Below are 13,056 nucleotides of genomic sequence, written 5' to 3'. Positions count from 1 at the left end.
CGTCGCCCACCACTAGATTCAGGCCATGGCGGACACCAAGCGCGAGATCGAGCGGAAGTACGAGTCCGACGAGAGCGGACTCCCCGACCTGACCGGCATCGCCGGGGTCGCGTCGGTGCTCGACAAGGGTGTCGCGCACCTGGACGCCACCTACTACGACACCGCGGACGAACGCCTCGCCGCGTCCTCGATCACCCTGCGCCGCCGCACCGGAGGCACGGACGCGGGCTGGCACCTGAAGTTCCCGGTCGCCCCGGGCGTACGCGACGAGATCCAGGCACCGCTGTCCGACTCACTCCCCGACACCCTCGCCGGCCTGATCCGCTCCCGGGTCCGGGACGCCGAGCTGGCCCCGGTGGTCCGGCTGCGGTCGGCCCGGGACATACGCGAGCTGCTCGACGCGGCGGGCCGGCTGCTGGCCGAGGTCAGCGTGGACGCCGTCCGCGCGCAGCGGCTGACCGGCGGCGACGGCGAGGCCCAGTGGACCGAGATAGAGGTGGAACTCGCCGACGGGGTCGACCCGGCCTTCCTCGACAAGGTGGAGAAACGGTTGCGGAAGGCGGGGGTACGGCCGTCCGCGTCCGCCTCGAAGCTGGCCCGGGCGCTGTCGGAGACGGGGTCCAAGTCCTCCAAGTCCTCCAAGCCCTCCAAGTCCTCCAAGTCCTCCCGGTCGTCCAAGGCTCCCAAGTCCTCAGGCGGCAAGAAGGCGGCGAAGAAGGCGCGGGCCGCGCGGGAGCCCGTGACCGCCGGCGACCACGTCCTCGTCTATCTCCGCGCCCAGCGGGACGCGATCGTCGCGCTCGACCCGGCCGTCCGCCAGGACCTCGCCGACTCCGTGCACAGCATGCGCGTCGCCACCCGCCGCATGCGCGGCACCCTCAAGTCGTACGGCGGGATCCTCGACCGGGCCGTCACCGACCCGATCGGCGAGGAGCTGAAGTGGCTGGCCGGCGAGTTGGGAGTGGACCGGGACCGCGAGGTGCTCACCGAACGCCTCACAGCCGCCCTCGACCAGGTGCCCGACACCCTGGTCCAGGGCCCGGTCGCCGCCCGGCTGAGCAGATGGGCGAGTGACAGCCACGGCGGTGCCCGCGCCCGACTGATCGGCGTCCTGGACTCCGAGCGCCATCTCGCCCTCCTCGACACCCTGGACGCGCTGGTCACCGACCCGCCGCTGCTCGACGCGGCCGGTAAGAACCCCGCCAAGGTGATCGCCAAAGCGGTACGGAAGGACTTCGGCAAGGTCGCCGCGCTCGTCGAGCAGGCGCTGGAGCTGCCGCCCGGCGTCGGCCGGGACGTGGCCGTGCACGAGGCCCGCAAGAAGACCAAGCGCACCCGTTACGCGGCGGAGGCGGCCACGCCGGCCCTCGGGACGCCGGCCCAGGACCTGGTCAGGTCCATGAAGTCGCTGCAGGGTCTGCTCGGCGACCACCAGGACAGCGTGATGGCCCGACTGGCCCTGCGCGAGCTGTCGGCGGTCGCGCACGCGGCGGGGGAGAGCGCGTTCACGTACGGGCTGCTGTACGGGCGCGAGGAGAGCCGTGCGGCGGCGGTGGAGGCCGAGCTGCCCGGGTTCTGGGCGGGGATCCGGGACGGGGCGGCCGGGCTCTGATCCTCCGGGTTTGCGGAGCTCTGATCCTCCGGGCAGGTGGGGCGGTGATCTTCCGGGCGTACGGAGGGTGGCCGTGGGGGCGTTAGGCTGGATGGTCACCCCTGTCAGTCCTGTCCCGCTCACGAAGGTCGCGAGATGCCTGCCGAAGTCGCTGCGTCGGTGTTCCCGCAGCTCGAAGCTCTGCTCCCGCACGTGCAGAAGCCGATCCAGTATGTCGGCGGAGAGCTCAACTCCACGGTCAAACCATGGGAGTCGTGCGACGTCCGCTGGGCGCTGATGTACCCGGACGCGTACGAGGTCGGGCTCCCCAACCAGGGCGTCATGATCCTCTACGAGGTCCTCAACGAGCAGGAGGGCGTCCTCGCCGAACGCACCTACAGCGTGTGGCCGGACCTGGAGGCGCTGATGCGGGAGCACCGCGTCCCGCAGTTCACGGTCGACAGCCACCGTCCCGTGAAGGCCTTCGACGTGTTCGGCCTGTCCTTCTCCACGGAGCTGGGCTACACCAACATGCTGGCCGCGCTGGACCTGGCGGGCATCCCGCTGGAGTCCAAGGACCGTGGCCTTGACGACCCGATCGTGCTGGCCGGCGGCCACGCCGCCTTCAACCCCGAGCCGATCGCCGACTTCATCGACGCGGCGATCATCGGCGACGGCGAGCAGGCCGTGCTCGACATGACGCGGATCATCCGCGAGTGGAAGGCGGAGGGCTGCCCCGGCGGCCGCGAGGAGGTCCTCTTCCGCCTCGCCAGGACGGGCTCGGTGTACATCCCGGCGTTCTACGACGTCGAGTACCTCGCGGACGGCCGTATCGCCCGCGTCGTCCCCAACAAGTCAGGCGTCCCGTGGCGCGTGTCCAAGCACACGGTGATGGACCTGGACGAGTGGCCCTACCCGAAGCAGCCCCTGGTCCCGCTCGCCGAGACCGTCCACGAGCGCATGTCGGTGGAGATCTTCCGCGGCTGCACCCGCGGCTGCCGCTTCTGCCAGGCGGGCATGATCACCCGCCCGGTCCGTGAGCGCTCCATCACCGGCATCGGCGACATGGTGGACAAGGGCCTGAAGGCGACGGGCTTCGAGGAGGTGGGCCTGCTGTCCCTGTCCTCGGCGGACCACTCGGAGATCGGCGACATCGCGAAGGGCCTGGCCGACCGGTACACCGAGGACAAGATCGGCCTGTCGCTCCCCTCGACCCGGGTGGACGCGTTCAACGTCGACCTGGCGAACGAGCTGACCCGCAACGGCCGCCGCTCCGGTCTGACCTTCGCCCCCGAGGGCGGCTCCGAGCGGATGCGCAAGGTCATCAACAAGATGGTCTCGGAAGAGGACCTCATCCGGACCGTCGCGACGGCGTACGGCAACGGCTGGCGCCAGGTGAAGCTGTACTTCATGTGCGGCCTGCCGACCGAGACCGACGAGGACGTCCTCCAGATCGCCGACATGGCGATGAACGTCATCCAGAAGGGCCGCGAGGTCTCCGGCGCCAACGACATCCGCTGCACGGTGTCGATCGGCGGCTTCGTCCCCAAGCCCCACACCCCCTTCCAGTGGGCCCCGCAGCTCTCCGCCGAGGAGACGGACGCCCGCCTGGAGAAGCTCCGTGACAAGATCCGCGGCGACAAGAAGTACGGCCGCTCCATCGGCTTCCGTTACCACGACGGCAAGCCCGGCATCGTGGAAGGCCTGCTGTCCAGGGGCGACCGCCGCATCGGCGCCGTGATCCGCGCGGTCTACGAGGACGGCGGCCGCTTCGACGGCTGGCGCGAGCACTTCTCCTACGACCGCTGGATGCGGTGCGCGGACAAGACCCTGCCCGCCTTCGGCGTCGACGTCGACTGGTACACCACCCGCGAGCGCACCTACGAGGAGGTCCTCCCCTGGGACCACCTCGACTCAGGCCTCGACAAGGACTGGCTCTGGGAGGACTGGCAGGACTCCCTCGACGAGACAGAGGTCGAGGACTGCCGGTGGACGCCGTGCTTCGACTGCGGGGTGTGTCCTCAGATGGACACGTCCATCCAGATCGGGCCGACGGGCAAGAAGCTGCTGCCGCTGACGGTCAAGAAGGACGCCGCGACCAGCGGGCACACGCACTGACGTCAGCGGGCACTCGCTCGGGTGGTAGAGGCGCTGGCGGGGGCGAGTGAGGACGAGTTGAAGGTCGCGCTTGTGGCGGCCGGAGCTTCGATACCTCGCCCCGCTGCGCTGTCGGCGTCCCGCCGAACTTCGTTCCGGCCTCTGGCCTCCAAAATCCTTGGAGAACACGCATGAGTGATGTGAGCATCGGCACCGGCAAAGTGGTCGTGAACAGGGCGATGTCGCTGGACGGGTTCATCGCCGGGCCTGACCACGCGATGGACTGGATCGCCGAGTACCTGACTGCGGATGCGGTCCCGGAGGTCATGGCGGCCACGGGCGCCATGCTCGTCGGCCGGGGCACCTACGAGGTCGCCAAGCGTATGACCGACCAGGGCACCCCCTACGACGGCGGAGCACAGTTCGTCCTCACCCACGAGCCTCCCGACGAGCCGGACCCTACCGTCACGTTTCTCACCTGCGAGATCGAGGAAGCCGTCGCCACGGCACGCAGCGCTGCGGGCGGCAAGAACCTGGAGATCCTCGGTGCTGACGTGGCCGCCCAGTGCCTGCAGCGCGGGCTCGTCGACGAGATCCTGGTGTATGTCCTACCGGTGCTACTCGGCGACGGTGTCCGCTTCTCGCCCCCGAGCCTCGACAGGATCGACCTGGAACCCTTCAGCAACACCCAGTCGGGCGCCGTCACGACGCTCCGCTTCCGCGTGCGGAAGTAGGCGCAGCGCTCGGCGGCGCGGATGCTCTTCCGCGCAGGGTTTCTCAGGCGAGGCCCTCGAGGAAGTCCGAGAGCGCGGTGTGCAGGGTTTCAGGCTGTTCCAGGTGCAGGTCGTGGCCGGTGCCCGGGATGCTCATCGCCGTGGTGGCCGGCCGCCGGCGGAGCATCTTCTCGACTTCGTGTGCGGGGAGAAAGCTGGATCGGGCCAGGAACGACGAGGGTGGGGCACGCGACCTGCCCCCACTCGTGCCAGAAGGAACGCTGTGCGTTCTCCGCCAGCGAGCGAACCATTACGTCCCGGTCGAAGCGAGGGCGCCATCCGTCCTCGCGTTCCTCCAGTCCGGCCGCCCAGCCTGCGCCGACCGGTCCGCCGCCGAGGAACGCGGCGGCCGCTTCGCGTGAAGGGAACGGTGTCGGCCATGAGTCGAGCCATCCGCCGATGTCCACGGGGGCGTTCGGGTTCGGACCGCCGGGTCCGGCCTCGACGAGCACGAGCGCACGGACCCGTCCGGGATGTGCGGCGGCGATGAGCATGGCCGTATGTCCGCCGAGCGACTGGCCCACCAGCACGGGCCGCGGCAGGGCCAGCTGATCAACAACCGCGGTGACGTCGGCGACGTACGCAGCGCGGGAGACGTCCCGCGGGTGGCGCTCGCTGGCGCCGTGCCCGCGCTGGTCGACCGCGACGACCCGATACGTGGAGCTCAAGCGCCGCGCCAACACGTCCCATTCTCCCGCGTGACCGGCCAGGCCGTGCAGCAACACGATCGGCAGACCTGGGCCGCCCCAGTCCCGGCAGACAAGCCGGACACCGTCTCGCACCAGCACATGTTCAGACCATGCCATGTCGGCCCCCCACGGAATCGGCTGGACTTGATCATGCCGCAACCGCCCGGGGTGTTCGACGCCCTGGCCGCGTTCGAAGCGGGCGTCGGCGCGGACGAGGGTGACGAGGTGCGGGGCGCCGGATCGGCCGGACGTGGAACCGGCCGCGCTCTGTGCTGGGGACCCCACGGCGGGTCGCACCGCGGTCATCCGGTCAAAAATCGGACAATGTGGGCCTGTTGCGGCGTACCCCCTGGTGGGGTGGACGAGGGCGGCCATGGCTAGCGCATCCGAACGAGAAGGACAGCCCGTCGGTCGGAGCAAGGTCATGACCTGGGCTTCGAAGGTCTTTGAGCTCAACGCCGCGGGGCTGAACTGGCCGCGAGCGGTGGCGGTGCTGGACGCCGCGCTGGTGCCGATGTTCGTCTTCTGGGCGATCGGGCATGAGGTGTACCTGCTCAGCGCGGCGTTCGGCCTGTTGTTCGCGGCGTTGGGTGACCCCGGGGGCAGCTATGCACACCGTGCGTTCGATGTCTCCGTCTTCGCGCTGGTCGGCGCCGGGTTGACCGCGTTGGCCTTCGGCATCGGGTCGGACGCCTGGGGCTGGTTGGTGCTCGCGTCCTTCATGGTCACGCTGGTGGCCGGGCTGGCGGCCGCGTTCGGGGTACACCGATTCGTCAACGCCCTGCTTCTCAACATCTGGTTCATCGTCGCCGTCGGATACGAGTTCAGCCTCCACCAAGGGGGCCACGTCACCAGCTACGTCTGGGCTCAGGTGCTGTCCTGGATCGGAGGGGCGGCGCTGTGGATCGTGGTGACGTTCCTGTGGTGGCTCGTCCTTGGGCGTACGGACCAGGGCCAGCCCTTCTCGGAGCTCCCGGGTGACAGGTCGCGAAGGAAGCTGACCCGTCCGCTGATCCTGTTCGCGGTGATCCGCGCCGTGGTCATCGCCGGCACGGTCGCGCTGGCCTTCGGACTGGACCTGTCGCACGGCTACTGGATGCCGATCGCGGCCATGATCGCGATGAAGCCGAGCCTGGAGCAGGCCGCGCTGGTCGGCGCGCAGCGTCTTGCCGGTGCGTTGATCGGTGCGGTCGTGGCCGCGTTGCTGCTGTGGGTGCCGGCGAGCGAGAGCGGGCTCAGGCTGTTCGCGGTGGAGCGTGGGCTCGAAGTGGTCGCGCTCGTCCTGCTGATGCACGGGGCGGGGATCCGCTTCTGGAACTACGCGCTCTACAGCGCCGCCATCGCCGCCGGCGTCCTCATCCTGGTGGGCCTGCCGCAGCCCTCCGACAACGCGGCGGAGGGCTACCGGGTGCTGTGGACGCTGTGCGGGGTGGGGATCAGTCTGGCCGTCATGCTGCTGACGGGACTGCTCGCCAAGCGCACCGCCAAGGCGCCACCACAACCGGGGTGACGCGTCCGGCTCCGGTCAGTTGCGGCACGCACGTCCGCGTCAACGGCGGTGGGTGCGGTCCAGCCCAGGCTGGACCGCTTCCTTTTGTGACGGCTGCTTCTGGTGGACGTCCGCTGCTACTTGCTCGCGGCGAAGCGCATCAGGGCCAGCTCGTCGCCCTGTTTGATCTTGCCGGTGACGTTGATGACTTCGAGCTTCCAGGCGTCGCCGGAACGGACGGCCTTGGCTACGGCGCAGCCGTTGTCCGTGGTGAGCATGCTGGGCCAGATGTCGGCGACCTGTTGGGTGCTGCCGCCCGTCGCGTCGTACACCTTGAAGCTGATGTTGCGTGCCTTCTGGAAGGAGCTGCCCTTCTTGTAGGCGGCTGCGACGAACACGATCGAGTTGATGTGGGGCGGGATCTTCGCGAACTCGACCGTGACGGTCTCGTCGTCGCCGTCTCCGTGGCCGGTCTGGTTGTCGCCGCTGTGCAGGAGGGAGCCGTTGCCGATGGGGTCGAGGGAGTCGAGGCCGGCCAGGCGCACCGGGTCCCCGTCGTGCATGGCGATGGCGATCAGATCGAGATCGGTGCCGGTCTTGCGGCGGAACTTGCCCATCACGCCGCCGCTGGCGCCGGCGGTGGGGTCCCAGGAGACACCGATGGACAGATGGGTCACCCCGTCCAGATCGGCCGGGCCGTCTTCCTTCGTGAGTGTAATCATGGGCACATACTGCCTGGGCTTTCGCCGAGGACCCAGGGCAGGCCGGTCAAAACCCTGGCGAGTGATCGCCGCTCGGGCCCCGCGCGGCCGAACGGTGTAGCCCCGCGTGCAGCGGGCCGTTCCGGGTTCGAGCCTGGGTCAATGAGGAGCATCCGCCCCTGGGTCGTTGTCGAGCCGCCGGACAGTCGCGGGCTGCGCCGGGTCGTCGTGGACGGACAGACGGCGGGCCGAGCCTGGTCAGCGGGCGACCTGCGGAGGATTCTCGGGCGCCTCGGCTACCCGGAGGACCTGGATCTGGAGGATCCGGCATCCTTCTGCTGGCGGGGAGGTGACAGCGGGACGTGGCCGGACCGTACGGGAAGAAGGCGCGCCGTCACCGTGCTCATGGTCGGCGGTCTGCTCGCGTCCATGGTCCTCAGCGCGGTCATCGGGTGGCCGGACGCCTCCGGGGCCCTGACCTTCGCGCAACGCATCAGCGGCGTTGTGTTCGTCCTGTCCGGCGCGGTGCAGGGCCTGTCGGCGCTCGCGGCCCTCGACTACTCGGGGAGACGGCAGTTCCGGGCCTCCGGGGCGATCGTCCTGCTCGGCGTGCTCATCGCGCTGGCCACCGACAGTCTCCTGCTGTTCATGTGGCTCGAGGAGACGGAGTTCACCCCCTATGCGCTGGTGTTCATGCCCCTGTGGTGCTGGTCCCTGTGGGCACTGTGCCTTCTTGTCCGCGACAGATCGTGGAAGGGCGTCCCGCAGCCCAAGAGGTTCGCGGCCGGAGTGGTCGCCACCGCGGTCCTGACCGGCGTCAGCCTGGCGTATTCGACCATGTACCAGCCCACGGCGGCCCCGATGCATCTCACCGTGAAGGCGGAGTTCGGGAAGTCGTGGACGGACCGGTCGCTCGGGTTCTTGCAGGTCCCGATCACGCTCTACATGAAGAACACCGGAGGAATTCCGGTGTACATCCTCAATGACAACTACACGGTCCGCGGCAGAGTTGCCTTCTACTACAAACGCGCGAACAACGGGGGCCTGGTGCGGGAGTGGCGAGAGAGTGCGGGGCAGCGGGGGAAGGACTCGGGGGAAGCGGAACTTTATATCGGTAAACTCGCGTACAGTACGATCAGTAGCGGGCATTTCTACGGCCCTGGTAACCGGCTCGAAAGCGGGGAGGAATACACGCTCAAACACGTGGTCCAGTTTCCCAAAAAACCCAAGTTCGACGTGGTGAGCGTCGACTTGAGGATCTCGTACATGAGGAAGGACCGGGGGAAGCTCGACGTGGAGGATTTCAAAACTCCTCATTATTCATGGGATGTGAACGCGGGGCGGTACTACTGCCGCCCGGAAGGGGGGTGTGGCCAGCAGATCTATTATCACGGGAGGGTGCGGCACAACAATAACCTCATCAATGTGACGCGCAGCCCGCGTTATGTGACGGCGACCTGGATTCCGGGGCGCGACCCCACGGCGGCCATCTCGTCGTTCCACTTCGAAGGGGAGAGGCGTCTGGTGCAGGAGGAGAAGAGAGAGTTGGAGCGGTACGGGGCCGCGAAAGCGCAGGCGAACTCCGAGGTGTCCTTCGCGGAACTGCTGAGTTCTTCCGGTGCCTGACGTCGGCGCGGCCTACTCGAGCCAGCTCCCTACGGCGACCCCGTAGTCCTCGTCGAGATACGTGGCTGTCCACAGACATCTGGCGGAACCCGGAGGGCCGATGGCGGAGAGCAATTGGCTCCTCGGGACGATCTCGGCGAGCTTGATGATGAGTGACGAGATCTCGACGGGGGCGTGGGCGTATGTGTCGTTCTGCAACTGGACGTAGACGTCAAGCTGCTCGTCCCCCTTTTCCTGGGTCTTCCAGAAGTCCTTGACCCCTTCTGGGGACCAGCTGTCGGGAATCAGGTTCTTCAGCCGTTGGGCGAGTGTGTGCTCTGACGTCGTCTCGAATATGGCGTTGGCGCAGCCCTCGGCCGCCTTGCCTATGGGGTCTTCCGCCGCCTGATCCGAAGCGGCATCCTCCTGCTGGTCACGCAGTTGAGTGGACCGATCCTCCATGTCCTGCGCGGCTTCGGCCCGGTCGTTCGACGACGTCTTGGGGTCGGTGAGGACCTCCAGTTGCTTGCTCTGCTCGTACGCGGTCCCGACCAGAGCGTCTCTCTTCTCCTGAGGCATCGGCTGGGCTGCGGCCGTCTGCACCGCGGCACTCAGCTGCATCGCGAACCAACCGGATCTCTCCGCGCCGGGGTGCGCCCTCGCTGTCGGGCTCAGCGCTTCCGAACTCACCGTGTGGTTCACCACTCCCGTACTCACCGTGCGGTTCACCACCTCCGAGGTCGCGATCAGTTGGTCCCGCAGCTTCTGCGGCGTACCGGGGGCGCAGATCACGCCCAGCGCGGATGTCGTCCGCTTCACGACCAGGAGGAGGAAGGAACGCGCCTCGGACGGCACCTGCGGGTCGTACCCCGTCTTCAGCGCCGAGGACGCCTGCTTCACGAGCGGGATCAGTTGTTTGCGCAGCTCGGCGGGTGTGCTGTCGTCACCGCTGGCTGTCAGCGCGGTGGTCAGGTGGTTGATGCTCTCGATGACCTTCTGTCTGTCCTGAGGCGACGTGTGCGGGGATTCGACCGCTTCGAGAGTGGTCGTCAACTCGTCAACAGTCGCCACGAGTTCCTCGGGGACGTCATCCTTCGTCGCGGCCAGACGCGTCGTGGCGGCTTCGATCTGTCTGGTCTGTTCCGCCGGAGGGTCGGACACCCCTGTGTCCGCCTCATCGGAACCTGGCGGCTGTGACGGCTGGTCAGAGGGCGGTGTGTCCCCCGGATCCGACGGCGGCGTGTCACTCGGTGGGGGCGGGCTGTCGGGGGGCGGAGGCGTCGCCGGATCGCTCGGCGTGTCCTCGGGGGGCGGCGTGTACTCGGGAGGCGGCGTGTCGCCAGGGGGCGGAGGCGGTGGCGTGTCAACGGGTGACGACTGCGCTCTGCTCTCGCTGGGGCCCTGAAACGCTGTCACCGCACTCGTCAGGCCGGCTGGACATGCGAGCGCCGCAGCCAAGAGGGATGCGTTGACGCTGTGCCAGGCGCGTCGCCGGAAGAATCTGGCCATGGTGGTTCCAGATGCGCTTCGCGTGGTGTGTGCTTCATCCGTTGCGGACCCGGGCCCATGAATCCACTGTTCACCCGGGCGCGGCATCCCGCAACGCGAACGCCTGGCTCGGCGCCCGCTGTTGTCGGTCGGAGTGGGGATTTCGAGAACGAGTGGGGCAGACCGCGGGGGTACGGGATCCGGACGGGTGACTTCAGGCGTCTACGCCGTCATGGAACTGGAGAAGCGACCTGCTCAGCCACAGCGGCAGGCAACGCCCGAGGGGTGTCTCGCCGTTGCGATTCGGATCCCCGTGCGGATCGTGGTGCTCGTGCTGGTGGTACCGGTGCGGATGGTGTGGGACGCGCTGGTGGCTGCCGGGCGCGTCCTGAGGGACACCGTGCTCAGGCCGTTCGGGCGGGCGCTGGTGTGGCTCGGCAGGGCCCTGTTCGTCTGGCCGTTCGTCGGTCTGTGGCGGTACGTCGTGGTGCCGCTCGGGCAGGCTCTCGGATGGCTCGGGAACGTGCTCGTCGTGGTGCCGCTTCGGTGGCTGTACCGGTATGTGCTGACGCCTCTCGGGCACGCCCTCGCATGGGTCGCGCGGGGGATCGGCGCCGGGCTGGCGTGGGTGTACGGGCGTGTGCTCACCCCGGTGGGGCACGCCGTCAGGTGGGCGCTGCGGGGGCTCGGCGCGGTGCTCGGAGCCCTGGGGCTCGGGATCTTCGGCGTGCTGGCCTGGCTGGTGCGCCACCTCGTCCTCGTCCCCGTGGGGTGGCTGTACACGTGGGTCCTCACGCCGGTCGGGCATGCGATCGCCTGGTGTGCGCGGGGGCTGGTGTGGACCCTGGGCATGATCGTCACCGGGGTGGGGACGGCTCTCTACTGGGGGAGCCGGGTGTTGTTCGTGCTGCCCGCCCTCGCCCTGTGGCGCTGGATCCTGGTACCGGTCGGCCGGGTGCTCGCCGTCGTGGGGAGGGAGGTCGCGGACGCCCTGGGGCACGCCTGGCGGATCGCGGGGCACATCTCGCTCGCCGTCGGCCGGTTCCTCGGGACGCTCCTCCGGTGGATCTTCGTGGAGCCGGTGCGCTGGGTGTACCGGACGGTCCTCACCCCGGTCGGACACGTGGTCCGGGACCTCGTCCTGCGGCCCGCCGCCGAGGCCGCCCGCAGCGTCGGACGGGCCACCCGGCAGGCTCTCGCCGCGGCCCGGGAGTCCGTACGACAGGCCCGCGCCGACTTCCGGCGCATGGTCTTCGGGGAGCCGGGGCAGTCACAGAAGGTGGACCGGCGGGAACCGACGGGCGCCGAGACACGTACTCTTGGTAGTAGTACGACCGCTCTCACGAAGGACTGAACGACACTGGGCAAGCGACAGCCCGAAGGCCCGCCGCCCGCACCCGCGGTGCAGCGCATCCGACTGCGCTACACCAAGCGCGGCCGCCTCCGGTTCACCAGCCACCGTGACTTCCAGCGCGCCTTCGAGCGTGCGTTGCGCCGTGCCGAGGTGCCGATGGCGTACTCGGCGGGGTTCACGCCGCATCCGAAGGTGTCGTACGCCAATGCCGCACCCACCGGCACCGGCAGCGAGGCGGAGTATCTGGAGATCGCGCTCACCGAGGCGCGTGACCCGGAGCGACTGAGACTTCTGCTCGACGAGTCGATGCCGACCGGCCTCGATGTCATCGACGCCGTCGAGGCCCGGACCTCGGGACTCGCCGACCGGCTCACGGCTTCCGTCTGGGAGCTGCGACTGGACGGAGTGGACCCGGCCGGGGCCGAGCGCGCGGTGGCGGCCTTCAACGCCGCCGAGGCGGTCGAGGTCCAGCGCAAGACCAAGAACGGCGTCCGGACCTTCGACGCGCGCGCGGCGGTGGTCCAGCTCGAAACACACAGTTCCCAGGCTGATAGGCCTATCGACCAGCCCTGTGCGATACTGCGGCTGGTTGTTCGGCACGTGACGCCTGCCGTACGACCCGACGACGTCCTGTCCGGTCTTCGCGCCGTGGCCGACCTGGCGCCGCCGGTCCCCGCAGCGGTGACCAGGCTGGCGCAGGGGCTGTTCGATGAAGAGACCGGCACGGTGACCGACCCGCTCGCGCCTGACCGCGAGGCAGTGACGGCCCCATCCACGGCCGCCCCCGCTGCCGCCGCGACGGCGTCGGCGTAAGGAAGGTTCCGCGTAGGGACGGACGTCGTAGCGTCGCCCTCGGACTCGGGAGCCACCTGGGTCGGGCAGCGCACCGACCACAAGACTTTCGCCAGGCCGTACGCAATGGGCGTACGGAACCGGTGAGACAGGACACAGAGAGCTCCCGTGCGGCGCCCGCGCCCCGGACGGCGGCACCGCGCATCGCGCGAGCCGCGGACGTCAACGGCGATCGACATGATCGACGCCGGACCAGCGCGGCGCCCGGGAGCCTGACGGGAGACCAGCCCGCATGCTCGAACCGACCGAACCCACCGAGGGTTCCGAACCCAACACCCCCAGCGACACCCTGCCGCCGCGTCGTCGGCGCCGGGCCGCTTCTCGCCGAAGGAACGTACTGGCAGACCACCACGCGCTCGGAGGACGTGAACGTCGTCGGCGCGGCCGGAGGCAAGGGGCAGCTCTTCGCCGTGCGGG

9 protein-coding genes and 1 pseudogene are annotated in these 13,056 nt (G+C 69.1%); 7 read left to right on the top strand and 3 right to left on the bottom strand.

Going from position 1 to position 13,056, the window contains the following annotated elements; genetic code table 11:
- The first annotated feature begins 25 nt into the window (after nucleotides 1-25).
- The 3 genes from ABZ027_RS22680 (at nucleotide 26) to ABZ027_RS22670 (ending at nucleotide 4,422) form a co-directional block, all read left to right on the top strand.
- Nucleotides 26-1,612 carry a CYTH and CHAD domain-containing protein gene (locus ABZ027_RS22680; protein WP_356771080.1) on the top strand — a complete coding sequence of 529 codons (1,587 nt, stop codon included), beginning with the start codon at nucleotides 26-28 and terminating at the stop codon, nucleotides 1,610-1,612.
- A gap of 135 nt (nucleotides 1,613-1,747) precedes the next feature.
- Nucleotides 1,748-3,709, top strand: coding sequence for a TIGR03960 family B12-binding radical SAM protein (locus ABZ027_RS22675; protein WP_356771078.1), 1,962 nt, complete (start codon nucleotides 1,748-1,750; stop codon nucleotides 3,707-3,709).
- A 170-nt stretch (nucleotides 3,710-3,879) separates the two neighbouring features.
- Entirely contained in the window at nucleotides 3,880-4,422 is a 543-nt protein-coding gene (locus ABZ027_RS22670; RefSeq protein ID WP_356771076.1) for a dihydrofolate reductase family protein, read from the top strand.
- Nucleotides 4,423-4,465: 43 nt separating this feature from the next.
- Here the strand turns inward: ABZ027_RS22670 and ABZ027_RS22665 are convergent.
- Nucleotides 4,466-5,267, bottom strand: a pseudogene (locus tag ABZ027_RS22665) (alpha/beta hydrolase).
- A 307-nt stretch (nucleotides 5,268-5,574) separates the two neighbouring features.
- Between ABZ027_RS22665 and ABZ027_RS22660 the strand changes: the two are divergent.
- Nucleotides 5,575-6,660, top strand: a complete 1,086-nt coding sequence (locus ABZ027_RS22660; RefSeq protein WP_356771075.1) for an FUSC family protein — start codon at nucleotides 5,575-5,577, stop codon at nucleotides 6,658-6,660.
- Nucleotides 6,661-6,776: 116 nt separating this feature from the next.
- On the opposite strand, the gene ABZ027_RS22655 is transcribed toward ABZ027_RS22660, so the two are convergent.
- On the bottom strand, nucleotides 6,777-7,361 hold the full coding sequence (locus ABZ027_RS22655) for a TerD family protein (protein ID WP_356771073.1): 585 nt from the start codon (nucleotides 7,359-7,361) through the stop codon (nucleotides 6,777-6,779).
- 141 nt (nucleotides 7,362-7,502) lie between these two features.
- On the opposite strand from ABZ027_RS22655, the gene ABZ027_RS22650 reads away from it, so the two are divergent.
- Nucleotides 7,503-8,966, top strand: a complete 1,464-nt coding sequence (locus tag ABZ027_RS22650) for a hypothetical protein (RefSeq protein WP_356771071.1) — start codon at nucleotides 7,503-7,505, stop codon at nucleotides 8,964-8,966.
- A gap of 12 nt (nucleotides 8,967-8,978) precedes the next feature.
- Here the strand turns inward: ABZ027_RS22650 and ABZ027_RS22645 are convergent, their stop codons facing one another.
- Complete coding sequence (locus ABZ027_RS22645; RefSeq protein WP_356771069.1) at nucleotides 8,979-10,106, bottom strand: hypothetical protein; 1,128 nt, start codon at nucleotides 10,104-10,106, stop codon at nucleotides 8,979-8,981.
- Nucleotides 10,107-10,665: 559 nt separating this feature from the next.
- On the opposite strand from ABZ027_RS22645, the gene ABZ027_RS22640 reads away from it, so the two are divergent.
- Nucleotides 10,666-11,787, top strand: coding sequence for a hypothetical protein (locus ABZ027_RS22640; RefSeq protein WP_356771254.1), 1,122 nt, complete (start codon nucleotides 10,666-10,668; stop codon nucleotides 11,785-11,787).
- Between the two features lie 48 nt (nucleotides 11,788-11,835).
- Entirely contained in the window at nucleotides 11,836-12,600 is a 765-nt protein-coding gene (locus ABZ027_RS22635) for a TIGR03936 family radical SAM-associated protein (protein ID WP_356771067.1), read from the top strand.
- The last annotated feature ends 456 nt before the right edge of the window (nucleotides 12,601-13,056 follow it).

The organism is Streptomyces sp. NPDC006332, from assembly GCF_040612855.1.
Lineage (GTDB): Bacteria > Actinomycetota > Actinomycetes > Streptomycetales > Streptomycetaceae > Streptomyces.
Note: the sequence above shows the minus strand (reverse complement) of the source record. Positions and strands in the feature narration are given on the sequence as shown.